This window comes from Kiritimatiellaceae bacterium (genome assembly GCA_013141415.1).
Taxonomy (GTDB): domain Bacteria; phylum Verrucomicrobiota; class Kiritimatiellia; order Kiritimatiellales; family Tichowtungiaceae; genus Tichowtungia.
On record JABFQY010000007.1, the window covers coordinates 29,990 to 52,557 of the forward strand.

The following is a 22,568-nucleotide window of genomic DNA, read 5'->3' on the forward strand; positions in this document are numbered from 1 at the left end:
CTATTTTTTCTGTTGTTTACGGCGGGCTGCCAGAATTTCGGCCTTCGCCCGTTTGAAGTGCTGGTTGAGCGGACGGTGCGACGGGCAGACATAGCTGCATGAACCGCATTCGATGCAGGCCGCGACGTTGAGCTGTTCCGCCCAGTCAAAGCGTTCGTTTTCAACCGCCTGGCTGATGGTGGCGGGCAGAATATCCATCGGGCAGGCTTCGACGCAGCGTCCGCAGCGGATGCACGGCTCGGAGGTGTACTGCGAAACCTGCTCGACCGGAATGAGCAGAATGCCCGACGTATTTTTCATGACGGTGACATCGAGCGAATTCTGTGCGAAGCCCATCATCGGTCCGCCGAGCAGCAGTTTGGCTGGCTGGTATTTTACGCCGCCCGCCAGTTCAAGCGCTTTCGAAATCGGCGTGCCGATGCGGAAGCGCCAGTTACCGGGATTGACGAGCGGTTCGCCGGTGACGGTGGTGATCCGTTCGATTGAAGGAATGCCTTTGACAACCGCTTCAACCACGGCGACGGCGGAGGCGACGTTTTGCACGACGCAACCGACATCCATCGGCAGTCCGCCGATTGGAACCTCGCGGCCGGTGAGTGCATAAATGAGTTGTTTTTCAGCGCCTTGCGGATAGTTGACGCGCAGTTTCTGCACGGTGACGCTGTATTTACTGGCAAACGCGTTGAGCTTCGAAATCGCGTCGGGCTTGTTCGCCTCCACGCCGATGACGGCGGTTTTGAGGCCGAGGATACGGGCGAGAATCGCCGCGCCGAGCAGAACGTCTTCGGTTTGTTCGAGCATCAGGCGGTGGTCGGCCGTGAGGTAAGGTTCACATTCCGCGCCGTTGAGAATCAGTGTATCGACCGGTTTAGTCGGCGAAAGTTTGACGTGCGACGGGAACCCCGCGCCGCCCATGCCGACGATACCGGCGTCAACCACGCGCTGTTTCAAAACCGCCGGATCGGTGTTCCGCCAGTCGGCAATCGGTTCGAAGGGTGAACCCCATTCGTCCTTGCCGTCGGCGGTGATTTCGATGGATGGAACGCTGACGCAGGCCGGGCCGGGGCTCTTTTCAATCGCGGTAACGGTTCCGCTGGTCGGCGCGTGAAGCGGTACAGAAACAAAGCCGGAGGCTTTGGCGAGCAGCTGGCCTTTTTTTACGAGGTCGCCTTTCTTAACGACAATTTCCGGCGGCGCGCCGATGTTCTGGTGGACGATGACGGTGTATTTTCCGAGCAGTGGCGCGGTCTGCACCGGCTTGGAAGCCGAGAGCGCTTTGCTGTCTTCCGGGTGGACACCGCCTTTGAATTTACGCGGGTTGTCGCTCATTTCAAAACTCCTTCATACGCACCAGCGGCGTGTTTCGTGGCCAGACGCAGTGCCGTGGTCGGGCATTTGGCTTTTTCAACCAAATCGGGCAGGGGCGGATTTCCGTAATTGGTGGCGACCAAAAATCCGTTGACGGTCATCTGGTTTTCACTGTCGGCGGCTTTAACGCACTTGCGGCAGGCGATGCAGGCGGCTTTGCAGACTTTCAGTTTGATCGGACCTTTTTCCGGCGAACTGCAATAGACGTGCACATCGACGGCGGCGGGCGCGAGGACGATTAGATTCTTCGGGCAGGTATCGACACATTTTCCGCAGCCGACGCACAGTTCGGGATGAACCACGGCGAGACCGTCGCGCATTTCGATGGCATCGAACGGACAGGCGCGGGCACAACTGGCAAAGCCGATACAGCCGAAGTCGCAGCCTTTGGCGCCGCCTGCGACGAGTGCGGCGGAGCGGCAGTCGCCGATGCCGTTGTATGGCGAGCGGACGGTGACGGCACAACTTCCGCCGCAACGGACAACCGCGAAGACCTTTTCTTTTTCTCCGGCGGTGATGCCGAGATAATCGGCGATTCGTTGAATATTTTCAGCGTTACTGACAGGACACTGCGAAGGAATCGTGCGGCCTTCGACGATGGCTTTGGCGAAGTCGGCGCAACCGGCATAGCCGCAGCCGCCGCAGTTGACGCCGGGCAGCATTTCGGTGACGGTTTCAATGCGCGAATCCGTTTCAACGGCAAACGCTTTGGCGGTCGCGCCGATGACCAGCGCGAGGAGTGCGCCGAGGCCGGTGGCAAAAAGTACAGCGGTGATAATCATTGTCATAGCGTTATCAATCGTTGGTTAGACAAGTCCGGAAAATCCCATGAAGACCATCGCCAGAATGCCGGCGGTGACCAGCGCGATAGCTGTTCCCTGAAACGGGGCCGGCACTTTGGCCAGGTCGAGCCGTTCGCGCAGGCTGGAGAAAAGAACCAGCGCTAGCGCAAAGCCGATGGCTGAGCAGGTGCCGAAGATGGTGGATTCAATGACGCCGCGCCCGGCTTTTACATTCAGTTCGGCCGCGCCGAGTACCGCGCAGTTGGTGGTGATCAGCGGCAGGAAAATGCCGAGCGCCTGATAGAGCGGCGGGCTGAACTTCTGAAGGATGATTTCCACCAGCTGAACCAGCGCGGCAATCACGACGATGAAGACCAGAATTTTCAGGAACGTCAGGTTGATGGCTTTTCCGGCGATCATGAAGGTCTGTGAAAGGATGTATTTATAAATGGCGGAAGTAACCATGGAGGCCAGCGCCATAACGAAGATTACCGCGCCGGACATGCCGAGGGCCGTTTCGAGCTTTTTGGAAACTCCGAGGAACGGACAGATCCCGAGAATTTTGGAGAGAACGAAGTTATTAACCAGAATTGCACCAACCGTGATCGCGAGAACGCCATTTGCCATAAACCGGCCCTTTCAAATAGACAAAAAAGACGGGAAAATTTACGGAATGGCCCGCGCTTAATCAATCACCGTTTGCCGTTTATTCGGAAACAGATTTTTATCAGATCGAAGCAACCTGACGTCCGCGTTCGACGTAGAAGCAGTGATGGCCGATCGTGGTGAGGTATTGCATATCGCCAGCCCAGTACGGACTGACGTAGTCGGCGTGATAATGCGTGGCGCCATAGGTGTTGTCCCTGAGCTGTCCTTGTTCCATGAGGGCAATCAGGTTCATGGCATCAATGAAAGGTCCGGGCTGGCTCTGGGCGCGGCTGAGAAGCGGGCTGTAGTCAGGTGTATTGGTTTTCCAGACGCTGGCCATACAGGAAAAGGCGCCGTGCTTGACGGTGATCGGCACCAGTCGGCTGAAATCGCCTTTAGCGCGGTTCAGCATGACGTTCAAAACAGCCTGCATGCCGTCCTGTCCCTCGCCGCCAGCCTCCAATACCATGCAGGCAGCGACAATCTGGCGATCGTAGCTGTTTAAGAAGCCGTCGGCCTGCGCACGCCCTGCGGCGACGCTGAACAGAACGGCAAAAAGTAAAATCTTCCGTTTCATGCTTTCTCCCCCTGTGCTTTAAATCTCCCCCGAGACGGCACGTTTGAAAAAGAGCGGCGGACTCTACGCAGGCCGAAAAAGCTGTAAAGGGCAAAAAACCGCTTTTTCCGGATCAGGGAATCCGGTTCCGGAGGCTGGATTCCGGTGCGGCCCTGTGTTCAAAGGGTGAAACGGATGCAGGAAGGGCCGGAAATGACCTTGAACGAAACCGGATATTTGTCTGACGGGAAGCAAAAACCGCCCTTGGCGAAGGCTGTTCAAGCGGACTAAATGCCGGTTTGAAGTCGGTATTTAGTCTTCGATCGTTCCCGCCCGCGGAATACAGACCGGTTCGATATTCCAGATTTTCTCGGCGTACTCACGAATCGTCCGGTCGCTGGAGAACCAGCCCATGCGGGCGACGTTGAGAATGGCTTTTTCGGCCCACGCGGCGGGCTGGCGGAACAGGGCATCAATCTTCTGCTGAACTTCGATATAAGGCCGGAAATCAGCCATATAGAAGAAGGGGTCGCCGTGGCGGGTGAACTCGTTGAAGATGTCCATGTAGAGATCCGGCTGGGTCGGGTCAAAGGCATTGACGCGGATGGCTTCGAGGACTTTCTGGAGTTCCGGGTCGCTGTCGTAGAAATTCCACGGGTTGTATCCTTCGCGGGAAAGCTTTTCGAGTTCCTCTTCGCGGTGGCCGAAGATGAAGATATTTTCTTCGCCGACGTGCTGGGCAATCTCGATATTGGCGCCGTCCCAGGTGCCGACGGTGAGCGCGCCGTTGAGTGCCAGTTTCATATTGCCGGTGCCGGAGGCTTCTTTACCGGCTGTCGAAATCTGCTCGGACAGGTCAGCGGCCGGAATGATCTTTTCGGCCAGCGAGACGTTGTAGTCGGGCAGGAACACGCATTTCAATCGGCCCGCGACGACCGAGTCGTGGTTGACGACGGCACCGATGGAGTTGATGAGTTTGATGACGCGCTTGGCCATGTGGTAGGCGGGCGCGGCTTTGGCGGCGAAGATGAACGTGCGCGGGGCCATGTCGATCTTCGGATTGGCCTTGATGCGCTGGTAAAGCGCGATCAGGTGCATGGCACTGAGCATTTGCCGTTTGTACATGTGCAGACGTTTGACCTGTACGTCGAAAAGCGATTCCGGATGAATCGGCACATGCAGCGTTTCCTCGATGTGCTGGGCCAGCGCCACCTTGTTGCGCCGTTTGATCGCCATGAATTCCTTCTGGAAAACCTTATCCGTCGCAAACGGCTCAAGCTTCTTGAGGTCTTCCAGATTTTTTATCCAGCTGTCGCCGATTTTTTCGGTGATGAGTGCTGAAAGTTCCGGATTACACTTCAGCAGCCAGCGGCGGTGGGTGATGCCGTTGGTGATGTTGATGAATTTATTTGGATAGATTGCGTTGAATTCCGGCATGACTCGTTCGCGCAACAACAACGAATGCAGTCCGGCAACGCCGTTGACTTTATGACTGCCGACAACAGCCAGATTGGCCATACGAACCTGCCGCGTGCCGTTTTCTTCGATCAGCGAGACGTTCTGGATTATTTCGGTTTCGCCGGGATGATCCATTTCGACACGCTGGAGGAAGCGGTGGTTGATTTCGTAAATGATTTGCAGATGGCGCGGCAGGACGCGCTCCAGTAATTCAACCGGCCATTTTTCCAGTGCTTCCGGCAAAAGTGTGTGATTGGTGTAGGCGCAGGTTTTGACGGTGATTTCCCACGCCTTTTCCCACGGCAGGTGGTTTTCGTCGCAAAGGATGCGCATCAGTTCAACGACGGCCAGCGCCGGATGAGTATCGTTCATCTGAATCGCGGTTTTCTGCGCGAACGAGTTGAAGTTGTTGTGGTTTTTCTGGTAGCGGCGGATGATGTCGCGGATCGAGCAGCTGCAAAGGAAATATTCCTGAATCAGCCGCAGTTCCTTTCCGGCATGGGTGCTGTCGGACGGATAGAGCACCTTCGTGACGTTCTCGGCCCAGTTTTTTTCTTCGACAGCGCGGATGTAGTCGCCCTGATTGAAGACATCGAGTCGGAACCCTTCGTCGGCGCGCGCGCTCCAGAGGCGGAACATATTCACCGTGTTGTTGTCGTAGCCGATCACCGGAATGTCGTACGGCACCGCCTTGAACATCTGCCAGTCGGTCCAGACCGGATGACGTCCGCGGTGCGTGCTGGAAATATTTTCGATGCGGCCATAGACGAAGATCGGCACGGTATATTCCGGGCGGATCATTTCCCATGGATAACCGAGTTCCAGCCAGTTGTCCGGACGTTCCTTCTGCCAGCCGTCCTCGAACTCCTGCCGGAAAATTCCGTGCTCGTAGCGCAGGCCGTAGCCGTAGGCGGGCAGTTCCAGCGACGCCATCGAATCGAGGAAGCAGGCGGCCAGCCGTCCGAGGCCGCCGTTGCCGAGTCCGGCTTCCACGTCCAGATCGATCACTTTCTGCAAATCAATATCCAGCCGCTTCAGCGCATCACGGGCGGCGTCCATCATTCCGAACGCCAGAACATTTTGTTCCAGCAACTTGCCGATCAGAAATTCCATCGAAAGGTAATAGAGTCGCTTCACGTCCTTATCGAGATAAGCGCGCTGGGTCGTGGTAAAGCCGTCGACCGCCAGGTCGCGTACCACATGGGCGAAGCTCCAGAACTTGTCGAAGTCCGTCGCGCTACGCATGTCTTTGCCGCGGCTGTAGCGCAGATGGAACAGGGTGCGCTCTTCGATCATATCGGCGGTTACTTTGGTTTTACGCGGGCACTTCATTGACGGTCTCCATTCAGTAAGAAATCATGCAAAGCATAATTTGAATAGAAGCAGACCTGCAAATGAATTATCGTGCCCAATATGTCGGACTGCCTCCAAAACTGTAAGATCACGCCGTATTACCGGAACCTGCTCGATTCGCTCGGGCTGGATCATCCGCTCCGTCGCACCGTCGAAAGGCGGGACGACTGTACGCCAATGCCCGGCGAGCTGGCCGACCCTCTCGGCGAAGAGTCGCACAGTCCGGTGCCCGGACTCGTTCACACCTATCCCGACAAAGTTCTGCTGTTCGCCACGCTCGATTGCGCCGTTTACTGCCGCTACTGCACCCGCAGCCGTCTCGTAGGGAAGAGCAAGGAGCATGGGGCAGAGGGCAGAGGGTTGAAAAAAAATCAGGTTGCAAGCCTAGCCTGCTTCCAATATCTGGAACAACATACAGAAATCCGCGATGTTCTCGTTTCCGGCGGCGACCCGCTGATGCTTTCCGACGCCGATCTCGACGACCTGCTTTCCAAGGTTCGGAAAATTAAACACATCCGCACCATCCGGATCGGCTCCAAAGTTCCCGCCGTACTGCCGTCGCGCATCACACCGGAACTGGCCGCCATCCTCGCCAAACATCGCGTCTGGCTTCAGCTTCACTTTATTCATCCGGCGGAACTGACAGCCGAAATGACCCGCGCCTGCGACACGCTGGCCAAAGCGGGCGTGCCGATGGTCAGCCAGACCGTTTTGCTCAAAGGAATCAACGACGACACTGACACGCTGGCGGAACTTTTCTACGGACTGCTCGAACGGCGCGTGAAGCCGTATTACCTTTTCCAATGCGATCCGGTGCTCGGCTCGTCCAGCTTCCGCACACCGGTCGAGCAGGGGTTGCAAATCATCCGCGAACTCCAAGGCCGCATCTCCGGATTGGCGATGCCGACCTTTGCCATCGACGCGCCCGGCGGCGGCGGAAAAATTTCGCTCCTGCCCAATTCGCAGTTCCGCCGCGAAGGAAACGAGATTGTCCTTACAAACTACCAAGGCAAAGAATATCGTTATCCCGATCCGAAAACGTAGATAGAGGAGAAAACGGTGAAAGCAGATATTGGATTAATCGGTCTGGCGGTGATGGGCGAAAATCTGGTGCTCAATATGGAGAGCAAAGGATTTAAGGTCGCGGTGTTTAACCGGACAGTGGATAAAGTGGATGCTTTCATTGCCGGGCGCGGCGCGGGCAAAAGGTTTGTCGGCTGTCACAGCGTCAAAGAATTTTGCGCCAGCCTTGAGCGGCCGCGCAAGGTGATGATGCTGGTGAAGGCCGGTAAAGCAGTGGATGAGTTGATTGAGCAGGTGATTCCGCATCTTGAGCCGGGCGACATCATCATTGACGGCGGCAACTCGCACTTTCCCGACACCATTCGTCGCACAAAATATGTTGAAGGCAAAGGTCTGCTTTATGTCGGTGCCGGTGTTTCCGGCGGCGAAGAGGGCGCATTGCTCGGCCCGTCGATTATGCCCGGCGGCTCGCCCGCCGCGTGGCCAGCGATCAAACCGATCTTTCAGAAAATCTGCGCACAGACGGAAACCGGCGAACCCTGTTGCGAATGGGTCGGCGAAAACGGCGCGGGCCATTTTGTGAAGATGGTTCATAACGGCATTGAGTACGGCGATATGCAGATGATTTGCGAAACCTACCAGCTGATGAAGGAAGGTCTCGGGCTTTCGAACGAAGAATTGTGCGCGGTGTTCAGTGAATGGAATAAGGGCGAACTCGATTCCTATCTGATCGAAATTACCCGCGACATTTTCGGCTACAGAACTGAATCCGGCGAAGCGGTGATTGATCAGATTCTAGACGCCGCCGGACAGAAGGGTACCGGCAAATGGACGGCGGTTTCCGCGCTCGACCTCGGTCAGCCGCTGACGCTGATCGGCGAAGCGGTCTTCGCCCGCTGTCTTTCCGCGATCAAAGACGAACGCGTGGCCGCCGCCAACGTTTTGAAAGGTCCGTCCGCAAAATTTACCGGCGACCGATCGATGTTGATCGAAGACCTCCGGCAGGCGCTCTATGCCGCCAAAATTGTTTCCTACGCTCAGGGCTATCAGCTGATGCGTGCCGCTGCGGCGGAATACGGTTGGAAACTCAACAACGGCGGCATCGCGCTGATGTGGCGCGGCGGCTGTATCATCCGCTCGGTGTTTCTCGGAAAAATCAAAGAGGCGTTCGACACCAATCCCGAACTGGTCAACCTGTTGCTCGATCCGTTCTTTAAGGACGCAGTTGAAAAAGCGCAGGCGGGCTGGCGCCGGGCGGTTTGTAAATCGGTCGAACTCGGCATTCCGATGCCGGCGATTGGCGCTGCGCTGGCGTATTATGATGGTTACCGCGCCGCGCGCCTTCCGGCCAATCTGCTTCAGGCCCAGCGCGACTATTTCGGCGCACACACCTATGAACGTCTCGACCAGCCGCGCGGAAAGTTTTTCCACACCAACTGGACCGGACGCGGCGGCGACACCGCCGCTTCGACGTACATCGTATAGAAACGGAAATAAATTATGAAATGGCTGCGCAGAACGCCGAAGATTCAGAAGATCGGACTGGCACTGGGCGGCGGCGGCGCGCGCGGTCTGGCGCATATTCAGGTGCTTGAAACGCTCGACGAACTCGGCATCCGTCCATACCGGATTGCCGGAACCAGCATCGGCGCGGTGATGGGCGCGCTCTACGCCTCCGGACTTGCCGGAAGAGAAATGCGCGATCTGGTTTATCATTGGCAGACGCCGCGACCGGAAAAACGGCACGGCATTCTTGATCGCCGCGACCTGCGCCGCTGGGCCTCTATGCTCGATCCTTCATTCGACCGAAGCGGACTTTTTAAAGGCGAAAAAATCATCAAGTTCCTTTCCGACTATGTGAAATGCACGACATTTGAAGAATTGAAAATTCCGCTTTATGTCACGGCGGCGGACTACGGCGACGCATCGGAAGTTGTTTTTAAATCCGGCGACCTGCTTTCCGCCGTGCGCGCCAGCATCGCCATTCCGGGAGTTTTCACGCCGGTCGAGCGCGACGGAAACCTGCTGCTCGATGGCGGCGTCGTGAATCCTTTGCCGTACGATCTGCTTCAGGATGAGTGTGATCTGGTGATTGCGGTGGATGTCGGCGGAGTCCGCCACGCGGATGAAACACACCGTCCGTCTTTTTTCGATACCGTCATCGGCGGATTCGAAATCATGGAAGCTTCCATGATCCGCGACCGGCTGAAGTCTAATCCGCCGGACATTTATCTCAGGCCGGACATCCGCAATGTTGGCCTGCTTGAATTCCATAAAGCCGACCAGATATTTCATCAGACTCAGCCGGTTCAGAACGAGCTGCGCCAGCGGCTCAAGGCGGCTTTGAAAATATAGACCGAATGAATCCCGCCGCCCCGAAGTTTTGCGGGCGGCCTTCATTTGAACTGTAGGCCCGCTGCCCTCAGCGGGCGTTTGCGCCGGGTGGGGCACCCGGCCTACAGACAGGCCAATATCACATCAAACACGCCGTGGCCGAGGCAGGGAACCACGGCGTAGCGTCTTTCGCCGACGGTTTCGATAGTTGCTTTCACCGGTGTGCCGTTTACGGTTATTTCCTTCACGGTTTGATTATCCAGAAGAAGCAGGCGGAGCATTATTTCGTCGGCGCAACTTGTCAGTGTTATCCGCTGTCCTGAATCTGTTTTTTTCCACCGATAGGCCGCGTAGCCGCCGGAGGCCGGATAGTGAACGGTGACGTCGGCGCACGTCTCGCCGCTGATTTCCCAGCGCGGCGTGACGGTCGTCCGGCTGAACGCCAGTCCGTTATCCACCACACCGGCCAATCCTTCGATCAGTGCATAGACCACGGCACCGGCGCCCCAGCAGTCCGGGATTCCGAAAGACAGTTCACTCTGCCGGAACCAGACGGGCTGATCGCACCAGGTCATGGCCGGAATAAACCAGGCTCCGCCGGTGCTGGCGGTGCGAAAAACAATTTCGCTGATTTCAGTTTCCGGTCGCGGGTTATCCCAGCCCCAGACGAAAAGGCCTACGTTTTCAAACGAATCGTTCGCGCCGCGCCATGCGAGCTGATAGGGCGGCCAGCCTTTCGGCAGTTTCTTTTCATGAACTTCCCGTCCGCGGATTTCTTTGGAACCCGGCATGAACCAATCTTCCAGCTGTTCGCCCGCCTGAATGACTTTGCAGACCGTTTCTCCGTCGGCATAGCGGACGACCATTTCTCCGGTAAATGAACCCTTTGAATCGATCGTGTGAAGAAGGTAGAGCGAAGCGTGACGTTTGCCGACCGGCAGACGCACCTCTTTTGAAAAACCCGGCTTCTTCGCCGCGAGACCCAGACCTTGTTTGCTGGCGTCGAGTGTGAATGGAACTCCGCAGAATTCCTGCTTTCCGATCGGCATCCGTGACAGATCGTTGCCGGAGTCTCCCCAACCGCCTTCCGGACGCCACGCCGCCGTGACCTGACTCGCGGAACTCAAATCTGCCGGAGAAAATGTACGCGGGCAGGGCGGTTCGGTTTGCGGGTTTCCATTGAAACAGACATGCAGGTGTCCGCCGTGACGTTCGGCCAGTCCGAGCAGACGATCCAGAATATCCGTACCGTATTTTTCCTGCCCGTTTTCAAAAGCGCCGCGCGCCAGTTCTCCGGCCACGATGGTCGAAACGCCGCCGTTCATGTACTGCCATTTTACATCCTGTTTATCGAATCCATGCTCGAACGGCGGATAGATCAAATAGAACTCGCCGGGGCTGTTCGCTGGCATTTCTTCCCGGATGCGCTGATAGGTCTGAAGAAGGGTCTGACATTTATCGGTGCCGATTCCACGGTTCAGCGCATAAGCGTTAGAGAGCGAAACCTGCGCCGCTTCATCCGTGCCGCCCAAGTCGCGTGCAAACGAAGGGTCTTCGCTGACGTGGTGGCGGTAATGGGTTCCGCTCCACGCCAGATCGTTCAGGCGCGCCGTTAACTCGTCAGACAATTTCCGGTAAGCGGGCGCTTCACCGCTTCGTCCGGCGGACTCCAGCATTTCAGCCAGATAGCGGCAGGACGCTGCCATACCGGTATTGTCACCGTGCATAACGCCGAAAGTTGTTTTGTCGATATCGACGACGTTATCGCCTGTCGTGAGACTCACATCGTCATCGTGCATGAAATCCCAAGTATCGATCGTGTAGCCGCGCTTCAGGAGCTGAAATCGTTTGCTCCAGCGGTAGGGATCGGTCGTTGCGTATTTCACGGCTCGAATCGCGTTGTCCAAATAGCGCGCCATCCAGCCAGTGTCACCGGTGGCTTTCCATGTGAAGTAGAGACATTCGATAAACAGATACTCAACGTCGTTCTCAACCGGAATCCGCTGAAGTGTCGCCGACTGACTTGTACCGGGGTTAACCGTCCGGACGAAGTCGCCGGGTTTAAACGAGTGATCCCGCCAGCCTTGTACGTCGGGCTTGCTGGCAATCCGGTCGTACACCATTCCGTCGGCGCGTTGTGTGTCGGCGTACAACTCAAGTCCGGTTTTCAGATCGCCGTCGAAATACTTCATGCCCTTCATCGTGTGAGTGTGGTCCCGCAGCCAGCAGACAAAATAGTGATACACCTTGCCGTCCACCAGACGACGTTCGGCTAGGCTGTTGACCATGGTGAGATAGAGGAGTTGTAGCAACCTGGCATATTTTCCGGAGCCATCCGCAATCCGTGTGGCGGTATCGACGCGGAAAGACAGACTTTCCAGAAAGCGGTTGTCGTTATCGAGATGAAGAACCGTATGTGTTCCCAGCGCACCGCCGACGGTGAACCGGACTTCCGGCATCGCCGGGATCCGGACGTATTCAACACCGGCACCGTCCAGTATGGAAAGAGTTCCGCCGCCGGAAACTCCGGCGAGTGTGATTACTTCGAGCGGCTGCCAGTGCGGTTTATTGGTTTTCAGTTCCATTATTTTCCTGCCGCAGTTTTAAATGTCAGTCCCTTCGATGACTCGAAAGCGATTGTTTGGCGGTTAACCCGTATTTCAGCCCGGTCCGGGAAAACAGCCAGATCGATTTCTTCCGCCGGATACCGTCGTTTAAAAATAGTGGCGAGCAGAATGGCTTTTTCAACGCCGTCGCCGGTTTTGTAATTCCAGATTTCGTCCGGCTGGGCGAGGCGCGCGCCGTCGTAAATCGATTCTGAACTCATGGCTTCCAGTGTTCGAATAAGGTCTTCATCACTCAGTGATTTTGTCGCTTCGATACAGACCGGATTGCGTTCCAGCGCGGCTTTGAGAAATGGCGTCCAGTCGGTACGGCTGAGATCGCGCAGGGCGTAGAAGGCGAGATCGGCGGAGCGGTTTTCCGTCCGCATGGATTCGACATAGGCGATGATTTCTTCGCGCGCCATGCCGGGAACGATCTCTAATTTACTCCAAGGATTGGACACTTTGCTTTCAATGGCCGGGAATTCCGGTTCGAGGTGGACGAACTTGGCCAGCTCGGCCAGCATCTCGTTTTTACCGGAACTGCTGCATTCGAGTTTCTTGCCGAGTTCCGCCATGCTGTCGGCATCGTAGTGCTGGATCGGATTGTTTTTGAAAAATTCTTCCAGCTTCGGCAGGCAGATGCGTCCGGGAATCGGCTCGCAGTAGAATTCATCGCTGTCGATTTCTTCGAGCAGCTGGGCACGGGTTTTATCGCCGACTTTAAACGGCGCGCTGTGTTCGTAGGCATAGGCGCGTTCGGCGGATATCCACCGCTTCTTTCCGTGAAACTCGTGACAGATCTGGAAACATTTCTGGAACTTTGAATTCTGCCGCAGAAAGTTGGCGAGGATTTCAAAGGTGATTTCGGTGGAAAGGTATTCGCCGATCTGCTTTTTGAACCGTTCGTAGTGCGCGGGTTCCATGGTGGCTTCCGGATAGACGCAGTGCACGTAGCCGGTATTGTTGAATACCATGGTGATCTGTTCGTGGCGCAGGGCGCGTTGCGCCTTATCGGTCAGCTCGGTACCGTTGAACCACATATTTTTGGTGACGATGCGTCGGTTGTTGGTGAGGACTCCGTCGCCGACCGCCACAAAGTTCTGCGAGTGGAGCGGCGTCGCCATCAGAAAAATATCTTCGAGCGGAATGCCGCAGACGATGAACAGCGCGGCGGCGTAAAGCGTGGAAAGCGAGACGCATTCGCCCGCGCCGGTGCGGTAACCTTCGCGGCGGCGGAACGCATCCATCGCCTCGACCGTTTCCGTTTTCCAGTACGGAATAACCTCGGAGGTGTATTTTTCGAGGCCAAAGTGGCGGCGGATATCGAGGTCGAAATAGTGTTTGTCGCCTTCGTAGCCAAAAAGCGCATTGCTGGCACTGATGGTTTTGGTGTCCATGAACGGAGCGAAGCGGTTCATCTCGGTCTGCTGGTCGGTCAGTCCCCATGTGTCGAGGTCGAGGTTGAACTCGTAATGATCAATGATGTACTGCTTGAGCCGGTCGATTTTTTTGCGCGGATTCATCTGGTCGATTTTGGCGAACCACGGATCGTCGCGCCATTTCCAGATGCGCGGACTCATGATATTGGCGAGCAGCAGGGCGTAGAGCAGTTCAGGGAAAACAAAAATCTCCATATCCGACAGGGTGACGGCGGAGGAGTACTTTTCGAGTTCCTTATGCGGTACGGCGGTGTTTTTCATAATCAATAGTAACCACGGATGGACGCGGATTCACACAGATATACAAAGTTAGAGAACGACTCGCTTCCATTCCAGTTTAGCTCTTTTGAAATTAATGATCAGTCCGACTCTCAAGCCGGTTAGTTTCAGGTAATTCAGCATTTGGCCGATTTCATTGTCGGTGATTCGGTCGATCACTTTTGCATCGATGACGACCGTTTCAAAGGCGATCAGATCCGGGACATATGTTCCGACATTGACACCTTTGTAGAGAATATCATAGCGGCTTTGCTGACGACATGGAATCCGGCGACGCACAAACTCAACCACTAAGGCGTTTTCATAGGGTTTTTCAATGAATCCATGGCCTAATTCATTAAGGACTTCCATGGCACAACCGATGATTTCCTGAGTTTCTTTCTCTGAAAACAATCCGTGTCGATCTGTGTTCATCCGTGGTTAACCCCTGTTTTTCCTTTTCCAAACATCGGAAAGCGTATACTAATGCCCGCTCAAATCAAAAGGTTTTACCCCATGTCCGAAGAAACAGATATCCCGCAGAATGTGTCCCGGCCCGATGAGGACATTCTCCTCGATCTTAATTTTGTCCCGCAGTGGGCCAAGAAAGCGCCCGCCGCTAATCACTACGCATCCGACGACCGCCCCGAGCGACGTCCGTCGTCGCGCGACCGCCACGACGGCCCGCGCCGCGAACGCAGTGACCGTCGGGACGGCCCGGCCCGGCCAGCGCGTCCGCCGCGCGAACGTTCTTCCGGCGACCGTCCGAATGCGTTCGGCGGTGCAGGTCGTCCGCCGCCGCGTGCTCCGCAAGGAGAGCGTGTTGCGCAAGAGCCGCGCCGTGAATTTACGCCGCGTCCGGAACGGATTGAACTGCCGGTCGAAATCAAGTTTCTGCCTGAACAGCAATGGCTGGCTTCGATGGTGCGTCAGATTCATCATAGCAAGCGCGCTTATCCGCTGATGGATCTGGCCAATCTGTTTCTGGCCGACCCGAAAGGCCATTTGGTCAAAATCGAAATTCAGCCCGGCGCGAAGGAGTTTAAGCTCTACCAGGGCAAGCGCTCCAAGATGGTTGCCACCAGCCGCGACGCACTGGTTCACCAGCTTCTCGACGACCATCTGGAAGATTTCTTTACCAAAGAGGATATTGAAGTTGAACCGCCGACCGGCGTGTTTCCGATGATTGGGAAAATCGGCGACGTGCTGATCGGCCCGCCCAATCACCACAGCTATGCCGCACGTCTTCAGGAAGTTTATAACGCCCGCTTTTCCGGCATGCCGTTTGACCGCTTTAAGGAAAAAGTCCAAACCGTCCGCGACGAAGAGCTGATCGCCAAGTGGAAACTGGAATCCTCCAAAAAAACCGTTTACCGGCTCAAGGATGCTCCTGAAGACGAAGTGAAAGATTTTATGCTGGTGCAGGCCGAAGAATATGTCCGTACACAGATCGCTGAAGCCGAGGTTGAAGAAGTGAGCCGCGCCGTGCTTCCTTCCTCTCTGGCCCGCAAAATCAAAGACTACAACCTGATCCGCATGGTACGCGAGGCGTGGGAACGCGAAAGCCGCTTCCCGCTGTCCGTTTCGTTTGCTCTGCGCGCAGCCTTCCGCCATCTGCACTTAGAGACGTTCAAGGCCGGCAAAAATATCAACTTCATCACATCCGTGAAACCCGATCCGGTTCAGCCCGAAAAAACGGCGGCGCATATCCGCGTCGTTCTTGAATATCTGGCGGAGCATCCCGGTTCGACCCGCGATCAACTTGTGGAAGGCCTGCGGCCCGGTGTTGAAAAGAATTCCGATGCGGTCAAAGAAATTCTTAATCCGCTTCGCTGGCTGATTGAAAAAGGGCACATCATCGAATTCTTCAACGGAACTCTTTCCGTTCCGTCGCACCGTAAACGCCGCTGACGGTTTAGTGCGCGGCGGCGATCATTGCAAAAATACCTTTACGCATCAGCATTACCGCGATAGCCGCCAGCAGCATGCTGGCTACCTTCGAAACGGCCTTTGAACCGGTACGACCCAGACGATTCGTGATCGGCCCGGCAAATCCGAATACCAGCCCGGCAATCACGATGTTCAGAATGACCGCCACCGACGTGATGGTTTTCCCGTGTGTGTTCGCCAGCAGAATACAGGTGGTTAGCACCGCCGGGCCGGTAATCAGCGGAATGCCGATCGGCACAGCGCCAAGACTGGCTACATCGACTTCTTGAACTTTTTTTTCGCCAAGCAATGTGCTCAGTGAAATCGCCAGCAGGAGCAGTCCGCCCGCCAGCATGAAATCCGGAACCGTGATTCCCATAAAACGCAGCAGCATCGGCCCGGCGAGAACGAAAACAACCGCGACCGTGGCGGCTGTCAGAACGGATTGAATGATCACTGTGCGCAGCCGTTTGGAATCAAGGCCGTCCGTCAGCGACAGAAACATCGGCAGGACACCGACAGCATCCACCGCGACAAACAGCGGAACAAAACAAAGCCAGAACGTGTTCATGAAGGAATTGTGCCTCTTCTGGAGTGCGGACGCAAGCCGCAGGCGCGAGGCCGCTCTGAATCAAAGCGGCGTCGCACGTTGTTTGCCGCCGCACTCCAGAAGGATAGCGTTCCGTTGTGCAATTTTGGAGTGCGGACGCAAGCCGCAGGCGCGAGGCCGCTTTTCAGAATGCATCTTGCACATTGATCGAGTCGGTCTTGAAGCGGGCGAGCGTGTTTACAAATGATCGTGGCGCGTTTTGTTCCAGCCAGCGCTGGGAACACCATTCATAGGAAGACGCATCTTCCGTGACACCATGATGAACCGGATTCTGATGAATGTACCGCAGGCGGCTAAAGAAAGACGTTTGGTGGGTAATGTGCGAATCCCAGTAATTGTGCCAGACTTTGCGTCCGGTTGCGCCGTCCATCCGGTTCAGCTTTTTGGCGCTGTATTCATGAAGCTGGGCGATGAGTGTTGTTAACGACTCTGGAGTGTCCGGCGAGCTGGAAATGACGTGGTAGTGATTGTTCATTACCGCCCACGCTTGGAGTTGCCAGTTATATTTCTTTGCCAGCTCGAAAAGCATATCGCGCACAAGCGACCGCTTTTCCGGAGCATTCAAAATCGGTTGTTTAAGATATATCCCGCCGGTCACCATGTACGTTCCCCGCTCCAGCAATCGGTGCATTGGCGCATGTGGCCAGTACGAAGAGATTTCTTTCATGGAAAGAAATTAAGAGATTTGGAGTGCGGCGGCAAGTGAAACGCGACACCGCTTTCAGTACGCTGAGCGGCCTCGCGCCTGCGGCTTGCGTCCGCACTCCAGAATGTCTGCAATCTGTTCCTTGCGTTCCGGTGTGCCGCGCTCGGCGGGAACGAGCAGGATGTCGGCGAAGGCGCGGGTCGGTTCGACATATTTCCGGTACATCGGCTCGACTTGTTCGGCCCAGCGCTGACGGATTTCCTGTTCGGTACGGCTTCGTTCGACGATGTCGCGCGCAATACGCCGCTCCAGGCAGGTTGCCAACGGCAGATCGACGAATATTTTTTGATCGAACACGTCGCGCAGATGCCGGTTGGTGAACAGAAACAAACCCTCAACGATGATCAGCGGAGCCGGGTTCAGGATGATCGGTTCTTTTGTGCGCTTGTGTGTGGCGTGAATGTAATGCGGGCCTTCGACCGTTTCGCCGCGCTTTAAAGCCTCCAGATCGCGGGCAAGGTGCTCCAGATCAACCACGGCGGGGTCATCAAAGTTCCAGTTCTTGGCATCCACGTCATCGGGCAGACTGATGTAATAGTTATCCTGCGACATCAGACTGGCGTTTCCGGCCAGCTCCGCCAGTTCTCGCGCAATCGAGGTCTTCCCCGATCCCGATGCGCCGACTATTCCGATGATGCGTGGTGGTTTCATAAGCCGGATTTTTACCATAGAATACACAGAAAACACGGAAATATTGGGTATCGAGTTTTGTGTTTTTCGTGGCTAATTCTTTTTTCTGGTTTGCCGTTCCATGCCTTTGGCTCCGGCGGAACGGGCGGCGAGGTCGTTATCAATTGCGTGGCGGATGGTTTTTGCGCCGAGTCCGCGTGTTCCGATTAGAAATTCTTCCAACAGTTGCGCGAGGCGCGTTGGTGTGAATCCGAAGGTGGTGTGCGTCTGTTCGTAAATCCAGTTGCTCCATTCCATGAAGGCAGCGAAAACGGATGGCTGGTTCTGCCAGATCAGTTTGGAGGTTTCCGGGAACCGTCCGTTATTGACGATGATGTCCCAGAAGCGGGCAAAGCGGCGGAGCTGTTGCAGTTCGATAAAACTCAGCGCGGCGGTTTGCAGTACGTCGTACGGCGGCGACGTATTATAAACCATCTGCCATGCGACATCGTGTTTGGCGATCGGCGCGCCGCGTAGTTTTTTCAGAATGCCAAGCTGGATCTCGTCCGGCCCGCAGGCGTGCAGCCGATCAAAACCTGCCGCGATGCTTGCCAGTGTTTCGCCGGGCAATCCGGCGATCAGGTCGGCGTGCAAATGAACCGACGGCATGGCGGCGAGGGTGCGGATATGTGCTTCAACTTTTTCCGCGTCGAGCGGGCGGTTAATCCGTTTGGAAACTTCGGGGTTGAACGTCTGTACGCCGACTTCAAGCTGGAGAAATCCCGGCGGCGCTTCCGCGATCAGCTTTTCGAGTGTCGGCGGCAGATGTTCCGGTTCCCATTCGAGGTGGAGCATCATGCCGTCACGCCGGTTTTCTAGAAAGAAGCGCAGGACGGCGGCGGCGTGCGCGGCGTTGATATTGAAACTGCGGTCGAGAAATTTAAAAATCCGCACGCCGCGTTCAATCAGTTTTTCAAACTCCGGGAAAATCCGTTCCGGCGGAAAGAAGCGGACGGTTTCGTCGAGCGCGGAAAGACAATATTCGCAATGGAACGGACAGCCGCGCGACGATTCGACGTAGATACGGCGGTGGGCGATGTCGTCGGCGGTGTATTCGTCGTAGGGCAGGGCGACGGTTTTCAAATCGGCGGGCGGCGCTTCGATCACTTTCGGCAGCCGAGACTCAAGACAAGGCAAGCGGGACGCTTGCGGTACGGCAGATGTATCGCAAGCGTCCCGCTTGCCTTGTCTCACCTCTTCGCCGTATCCGGCTTTGGCCGGGTTGTTCCTGATGTAGTTGCGGATGCGAAGCAGCTCTTCCATGTCCCGGACAATATGGTCATAACTTTCATGCTTCCAGACGTCACCTTTTTGTCCGGTGACTTTGTTGATCGCATGGGCTGAGTACGATTTCCAAGAGTGCAGGATGTCTTTGAGCTCAAAACCAGGAAGCGGCGTTGCCAGTGCGTGAACATGATTTGGCATGATGACCCACTCGTCGAGCTCGTAGCGTTCGCCATCAAAGTGAGCCAGCGTGTCAGCGACGATTTTAGAGATGTCCGGTTTGCCGAGAATGCACGCTCCGGCACCTTCATCCAGCCATCCGTTCACTTTCTCCGAAAAGAGCTCGTCAAATTGCGTCTGCTCGCTTTCGGTATAGGGAGGGAGATGATGTTCCTTCCATTTTTCGCGCAGTTCTTTGTATTCGCTGATGTGCGATTGGGCAATGGAATCGGCGAGACGGAAGGTGACAAAGTAGGTGCAGTCGGTCTGAGCCCAGTGCGGAAGGTTTTTGCGGCGGGATTGGCGGACTTCTTGAACCGGATTGAAACAGGGCAAGCGGGACGCTTGCGATACGGCGGATGTATCGCAAGCGTCCCGCTTGCCTAGGAGCGTTTGGCATATCTCTTCGATTACTGCTTCGCCTTCGCCGCAGATCAGGTGGTCGGCGATGTGGAAGAGAGTCAGGTTTGTGTATTCGTAGCTGACTTCCGGCCCGCCGATGACGATTTTCAGATCCGGGCGGACGGTACGCAGGATGGCGGCGGTTTCGGCGGTGACGGTCAGGTTCCAGATATACACGCTGAAAAGGACGATTTGCGGATTGTGCGCCAGCAGTTTTTCGGCAGCAGCCTGCGGAGAGAGGCTGTTGTCGAACTCAACGATGATTGAGCGGTCGTGCAGGTCGCCGAGATTGGCCCGCAAACAGCGCAGGGCGAGCGCGGTGTGGGAATAGCGGGCATTAAACGTTGAGAAAACAATGTCCATGAGCTACAAATACGCGCTTTATCCAAGGTTGAGGAGAGAAAAATGGCGAGTCCCATTTGTGTCTATGGAAATCCGGTTCTGCGTAAAAAGTCAGAACCTGTCAAAGAGGTCACGACGGAAATCCGTGCGCTGGCTGATCGTATGCTTGGCGTCATGTACGCCCAGGATGGTATCGGTCTGGCCGCCGAACAGATTGGACACACTGAAGCCATTTTCGTACTCGACGTTCCGGCTGCCGCCGACAAAGACGAACAGGGTCTGCCGAATAATCCCGGCGTTAAAATGCCGCAGGCGTTCATTAATCCGGAAATTATCGGCGAGTCCGAGGAAACCGCGATCGCCGAAGAAGGCTGTCTGAGTTTTCCGAAACTGTATATTCCGGTCGAGCGCCCCGCCGAAGTGGTTTTGCGCTATCTCGACCGCGACGGGCAAACTCAGGTGATCAATGCCAAGTGCTTGCTGGCCCGCGCCATTCAGCACGAACTGGATCACCTCAACGGAATTTTGCTGGTTGATCATATGTCGCCGACCATGAAGCTCAAACACGCCTTGCGACTGCGCGGCATCAAAAAATGGTATAAGAGCAGAGGATATTAACCATGCGCGGACTTCTGGCACTGCTGGCCGGGATCGTACTGTTCAGCACGATTGAGGTAGCTTCCAAGCTGATGCAGGCCGAAGGCGCGGTTGCCGGTCACTATCCGTTCTGGCTCGCGGCGCTCCGTTTCATCATTACCGGTCTGGTTTTGTGTATTCCTGCCGCGCACGCTTTGCGCGGAAAAGCATTTGATCGCCGCGATGCCGCCGCGCTGGCAGGACTTGGACTGCTCGGCGTAACGCTGATGTCGAGTCTCTACCACCTTTCCATCACTTTTCTACCAGCCAACGTCGCGGCGCTGGTCTTCAGCTGCAATCCGGTTTTTGTCGTTCTCTTTGCCCCGCTGGTCCTGCCGGAAAAAATTACGGCGCGCAAACTGGGGGCGGTTGCGCTCTGCCTGATCGGAATTGCCGTACTGGCCTATGAACGCGCTGACGGGGTTTCGGCTCTCGGCCTTTTACTGATGCTGGTTGCCATCATCATCTTTGCGCTCTATACCGTGCTGTTTAAAAAAATGACGCCGCGGTATGGCGCATTGCCGATCACCGCGTTTGCCGGACTGATCGGTGGACTTTGCATTCTGCCGCTGGCGTTTGGATTTGAAGGATTTCCGCTGGCGACATACGGGCAGGCCGACTGGCTTGGCATTGCGTATCTGGCGCTGGTCGGAACAGCGCTCGGCTATTTTTTGTTTATCTATGGCATCGGCCACGTCGAAGCCGGTATTGGCTCGATGGCCTTTTTCCTGAAGCCGTTTCTGGCCGCGCTTTTCGCCATGATCGTGCTTGGTGAAACGCTGACTGTGCCGCTGCTTATCGGCGGCGCATTCATTCTTATAGGAATGGTTGTCGCGCTGGTGCGGCGTCCAAAATAGTGCCTAATTTTTCCACTTCTCGTAGCGCACCAGTTTTTCAATCGGCTGGCGGGTTTTCGGGCGGCCTTTTTCATTTGGATGGCCGAGCGTCAGCAAAACCAGCGGTTCAACGGTGCGCGGAACACCAAGCACCTTGCGGACAATTTTTGGATCGAACGCGCCGATCCAGCAGGTGCCGAGGCCGATATCGGCGGCGGCCAGCGTCATGTGGTCGGCGGCGATTGCACCGTCCACATCAATAAGACAGCGCTCGTCGTGGCGCGACCGCTTCCAGGCTTTGGAAGCCTGCGTGCAAATAGCGATCACCACCGGCGCTTCTTTAAACCAGTCGCCCGGATAACCGGCGGCCAGCGCGGCAAGATTTTCTTTTTCGCGCACCACAATGAACTGGAACGGCTGAAGATTGCAGGCGGTCGGCGCAAGGCGGCCCGCCTCCAGCACTTCGTTGAGCAGTTCATCGGAAACCGGTTCCGGTTTATACGAGCGGACACTGACGCGCTTTTTTGCCAATTCGATGAATTTCATAGGTTCCTTTCGACGCTGTATTTTTACAGTAGGCGGTCAGGCAAGCCAAGCAATCAAAAGAATCTGAGCGTATAGTGAGATTAGAAAACATCGCCGAGTTAACCCCGAAACTGTTGAATCTTGCGGGGTTATGAAATAGGATGCGCCGCATGACTAAACACAAACGTCCCGGCTGGGATGAGTATTTTATGGACATCGCCCATGTGGTGGCGCGGCGGGGTAACTGCTGCCGCCGTCAGGTGGCGGCGGTGATTGTGCGCGACCGGCGGATTATTTCGACCGGTTATAACGGCACGCCGCGCGGAATCGCCAATTGCGACGAAGGCGGATGTACACGCTGTAACTCCGAAGCGCCATCGGGAAGCTCGTTGGGCGACTGCGTCTGCTGTCACGCCGAAGAGAACGCGATTGTGCAGGCGGCCTATCACGGTATTTCGGTGAAGGACGGAATTCTCTATTGCACGATCAGTCCGTGTCTGATGTGCACAAAGATGATGATCAACGCCGGGCTGGCGGAAGTGGTCTATGAACATGAGTACCACTTCAACGATCAGGCCAAAGCGCTGTTCAAAGAAGCCGGTGTGACCTGCCGCCAGTTTGTGCGGGAGAAGTCAGGTTGAATGT

20 protein-coding genes are annotated in these 22,568 nt (G+C 55.9%); 7 read left to right on the forward strand and 13 right to left on the reverse strand.

Annotation, left to right across the window (positions count from 1 at the left end; genetic code table 11):
- From rsxC to HOO88_09680, 5 genes are all read right to left on the reverse strand, one after another.
- Positions 1-1,329 (reverse strand): electron transport complex subunit RsxC, encoded by a 1,329-nt coding sequence (rsxC, locus tag HOO88_09660; GenBank protein NOU37019.1) that lies wholly within the window; start codon positions 1,327-1,329, stop codon positions 1-3.
- Positions 1,326-2,156, reverse strand: a complete 831-nt coding sequence (locus tag HOO88_09665) for an RnfABCDGE type electron transport complex subunit B (GenBank protein ID NOU37020.1) — start codon at positions 2,154-2,156, stop codon at positions 1,326-1,328. The genes rsxC and HOO88_09665 overlap by 4 nt, the downstream gene beginning before the upstream one ends.
- Before the next feature lie 18 nt (positions 2,157-2,174).
- Positions 2,175-2,777: an RnfABCDGE type electron transport complex subunit A gene (locus HOO88_09670; protein ID NOU37021.1), complete on the reverse strand. Its 603-nt coding sequence runs from the start codon at positions 2,775-2,777 to the stop codon at positions 2,175-2,177.
- Between the two features lie 100 nt (positions 2,778-2,877).
- Entirely contained in the window at positions 2,878-3,375 is a 498-nt protein-coding gene (locus HOO88_09675; protein NOU37022.1) for a cell wall hydrolase, read from the reverse strand.
- Between the two features lie 291 nt (positions 3,376-3,666).
- Positions 3,667-6,144: a glycogen/starch/alpha-glucan phosphorylase gene (locus HOO88_09680; GenBank protein ID NOU37023.1), complete on the reverse strand. Its 2,478-nt coding sequence runs from the start codon at positions 6,142-6,144 to the stop codon at positions 3,667-3,669.
- An 81-nt stretch (positions 6,145-6,225) separates the two neighbouring features.
- On the opposite strand from HOO88_09680, the gene HOO88_09685 reads away from it, so the two are divergent.
- From HOO88_09685 to HOO88_09695, 3 genes are read left to right on the forward strand one after another with little or no spacing between them, the layout of a single operon-like run.
- On the forward strand, positions 6,226-7,209 hold the full coding sequence (locus HOO88_09685; protein NOU37024.1) for a KamA family radical SAM protein: 984 nt from the start codon (positions 6,226-6,228) through the stop codon (positions 7,207-7,209).
- Positions 7,210-7,260: 51 nt separating this feature from the next.
- On the forward strand, positions 7,261-8,673 hold the full coding sequence (gene gnd, locus HOO88_09690) for a decarboxylating NADP(+)-dependent phosphogluconate dehydrogenase (GenBank protein NOU37025.1): 1,413 nt from the start codon (positions 7,261-7,263) through the stop codon (positions 8,671-8,673).
- Between the two features lie 15 nt (positions 8,674-8,688).
- Positions 8,689-9,543, forward strand: coding sequence for a patatin-like phospholipase family protein (locus tag HOO88_09695; protein NOU37026.1), 855 nt, complete (start codon positions 8,689-8,691; stop codon positions 9,541-9,543).
- A 101-nt stretch (positions 9,544-9,644) separates the two neighbouring features.
- Here the strand turns inward: HOO88_09695 and HOO88_09700 are convergent, their stop codons facing one another.
- The 3 genes from HOO88_09700 to HOO88_09710 are packed head-to-tail and all read right to left on the reverse strand — an operon-like array spanning position 9,645 to position 14,260.
- Complete coding sequence (locus tag HOO88_09700) at positions 9,645-12,107, reverse strand: hypothetical protein (protein ID NOU37027.1); 2,463 nt, start codon at positions 12,105-12,107, stop codon at positions 9,645-9,647.
- On the reverse strand, positions 12,107-13,828 hold the full coding sequence (locus HOO88_09705; protein ID NOU37028.1) for a hypothetical protein: 1,722 nt from the start codon (positions 13,826-13,828) through the stop codon (positions 12,107-12,109). Before HOO88_09705 ends, HOO88_09700 begins: the two co-directional genes overlap by 1 nt.
- Positions 13,829-13,876: 48 nt before the next feature.
- Positions 13,877-14,260 carry a GxxExxY protein gene (locus HOO88_09710; protein NOU37029.1) on the reverse strand — a complete coding sequence of 128 codons (384 nt, stop codon included), beginning with the start codon at positions 14,258-14,260 and terminating at the stop codon, positions 13,877-13,879.
- Between the two features lie 81 nt (positions 14,261-14,341).
- Between HOO88_09710 and HOO88_09715 the strand changes: the two genes are divergently transcribed.
- The gene (locus HOO88_09715) at positions 14,342-15,736 is read left to right on the forward strand and encodes a hypothetical protein (protein ID NOU37030.1); all 1,395 of its coding nucleotides are present in this window, start codon (positions 14,342-14,344) and stop codon (positions 15,734-15,736) included.
- A 4-nt stretch (positions 15,737-15,740) separates the two neighbouring features.
- Here the strand turns inward: HOO88_09715 and HOO88_09720 are convergent, their stop codons facing one another.
- The 4 genes from HOO88_09720 to HOO88_09735 form a co-directional block, all read right to left on the reverse strand.
- Positions 15,741-16,325 (reverse strand): MarC family protein, encoded by a 585-nt coding sequence (locus HOO88_09720; GenBank protein NOU37031.1) that lies wholly within the window; start codon positions 16,323-16,325, stop codon positions 15,741-15,743.
- A gap of 163 nt (positions 16,326-16,488) precedes the next feature.
- Positions 16,489-16,995, reverse strand: coding sequence for a hypothetical protein (locus HOO88_09725; protein NOU37032.1), 507 nt, complete (start codon positions 16,993-16,995; stop codon positions 16,489-16,491).
- Positions 16,996-17,085: 90 nt separating this feature from the next.
- Positions 17,086-17,721 (reverse strand): AAA family ATPase, encoded by a 636-nt coding sequence (locus HOO88_09730; GenBank protein ID NOU37033.1) that lies wholly within the window; start codon positions 17,719-17,721, stop codon positions 17,086-17,088.
- A 72-nt stretch (positions 17,722-17,793) separates the two neighbouring features.
- Positions 17,794-19,947, reverse strand: coding sequence for a DUF4080 domain-containing protein (locus HOO88_09735; protein ID NOU37034.1), 2,154 nt, complete (start codon positions 19,945-19,947; stop codon positions 17,794-17,796).
- A 42-nt stretch (positions 19,948-19,989) separates the two neighbouring features.
- On the opposite strand from HOO88_09735, the gene def reads away from it, so the two are divergent.
- Both def and HOO88_09745 read left to right on the forward strand, forming a co-directional pair.
- Positions 19,990-20,544: a peptide deformylase gene (gene def / locus HOO88_09740; protein NOU37035.1), complete on the forward strand. Its 555-nt coding sequence runs from the start codon at positions 19,990-19,992 to the stop codon at positions 20,542-20,544.
- A 2-nt stretch (positions 20,545-20,546) separates the two neighbouring features.
- Positions 20,547-21,419 (forward strand): EamA family transporter, encoded by an 873-nt coding sequence (locus tag HOO88_09745; protein NOU37036.1) that lies wholly within the window; start codon positions 20,547-20,549, stop codon positions 21,417-21,419.
- A 3-nt stretch (positions 21,420-21,422) separates the two neighbouring features.
- Here HOO88_09745 and HOO88_09750 read toward each other — a convergent pair whose 3' ends face one another.
- Positions 21,423-21,944, reverse strand: a complete 522-nt coding sequence (locus HOO88_09750; GenBank protein ID NOU37037.1) for a nitroreductase — start codon at positions 21,942-21,944, stop codon at positions 21,423-21,425.
- 149 nt (positions 21,945-22,093) lie between these two features.
- On the opposite strand from HOO88_09750, the gene HOO88_09755 reads away from it, so the two are divergent.
- Positions 22,094-22,564, forward strand: a complete 471-nt coding sequence (locus tag HOO88_09755; GenBank protein NOU37038.1) for a cytidine deaminase — start codon at positions 22,094-22,096, stop codon at positions 22,562-22,564.
- Positions 22,565-22,568: the final 4 nt, after the last annotated feature.

What these genes read in the sequence shown, in the direction of transcription:
- HOO88_09745 (NOU37036.1), top strand. Translation starts at nt 20,547, where the DNA reads ATGCGCGGACTTCTGGCACTGCTGGCCGGGATCGTACTGTTCAGCACG.
- gnd (NOU37025.1), top strand. Translation starts at nt 7,261, where the DNA reads ATGGGCGAAAATCTGGTGCTCAATATGGAGAGCAAAGGATTTAAGGTC.
- HOO88_09710 (NOU37029.1), bottom strand. Translation starts at nt 14,260, where the DNA reads ATGAACACAGATCGACACGGATTGTTTTCAGAGAAAGAAACTCAGGAA.
- HOO88_09700 (NOU37027.1), bottom strand. Translation starts at nt 12,107, where the DNA reads ATGGAACTGAAAACCAATAAACCGCACTGGCAGCCGCTCGAAGTAATC.
- HOO88_09665 (NOU37020.1), bottom strand. Translation starts at nt 2,156, where the DNA reads ATGACAATGATTATCACCGCTGTACTTTTTGCCACCGGCCTCGGCGCA.
- HOO88_09755 (NOU37038.1), top strand. Translation starts at nt 22,094, where the DNA reads ATGACTAAACACAAACGTCCCGGCTGGGATGAGTATTTTATGGACATC.
- HOO88_09685 (NOU37024.1), top strand. Translation starts at nt 6,226, where the DNA reads ATGTCGGACTGCCTCCAAAACTGTAAGATCACGCCGTATTACCGGAAC.
- HOO88_09715 (NOU37030.1), top strand. Translation starts at nt 14,342, where the DNA reads ATGTCCGAAGAAACAGATATCCCGCAGAATGTGTCCCGGCCCGATGAG.
- HOO88_09720 (NOU37031.1), bottom strand. Translation starts at nt 16,325, where the DNA reads ATGAACACGTTCTGGCTTTGTTTTGTTCCGCTGTTTGTCGCGGTGGAT.
- HOO88_09730 (NOU37033.1), bottom strand. Translation starts at nt 17,721, where the DNA reads ATGAAACCACCACGCATCATCGGAATAGTCGGCGCATCGGGATCGGGG.
- HOO88_09750 (NOU37037.1), bottom strand. Translation starts at nt 21,944, where the DNA reads ATGAAATTCATCGAATTGGCAAAAAAGCGCGTCAGTGTCCGCTCGTAT.
- HOO88_09680 (NOU37023.1), bottom strand. Translation starts at nt 6,144, where the DNA reads ATGAAGTGCCCGCGTAAAACCAAAGTAACCGCCGATATGATCGAAGAG.
- HOO88_09675 (NOU37022.1), bottom strand. Translation starts at nt 3,375, where the DNA reads ATGAAACGGAAGATTTTACTTTTTGCCGTTCTGTTCAGCGTCGCCGCA.
- rsxC (NOU37019.1), bottom strand. Translation starts at nt 1,329, where the DNA reads ATGAGCGACAACCCGCGTAAATTCAAAGGCGGTGTCCACCCGGAAGAC.
- HOO88_09735 (NOU37034.1), bottom strand. Translation starts at nt 19,947, where the DNA reads ATGGACATTGTTTTCTCAACGTTTAATGCCCGCTATTCCCACACCGCG.
- HOO88_09705 (NOU37028.1), bottom strand. Translation starts at nt 13,828, where the DNA reads ATGAAAAACACCGCCGTACCGCATAAGGAACTCGAAAAGTACTCCTCC.
- HOO88_09725 (NOU37032.1), bottom strand. Translation starts at nt 16,995, where the DNA reads ATGCACCGATTGCTGGAGCGGGGAACGTACATGGTGACCGGCGGGATA.
- HOO88_09695 (NOU37026.1), top strand. Translation starts at nt 8,689, where the DNA reads ATGAAATGGCTGCGCAGAACGCCGAAGATTCAGAAGATCGGACTGGCA.
- HOO88_09670 (NOU37021.1), bottom strand. Translation starts at nt 2,777, where the DNA reads ATGGCAAATGGCGTTCTCGCGATCACGGTTGGTGCAATTCTGGTTAAT.
- def (NOU37035.1), top strand. Translation starts at nt 19,990, where the DNA reads ATGGCGAGTCCCATTTGTGTCTATGGAAATCCGGTTCTGCGTAAAAAG.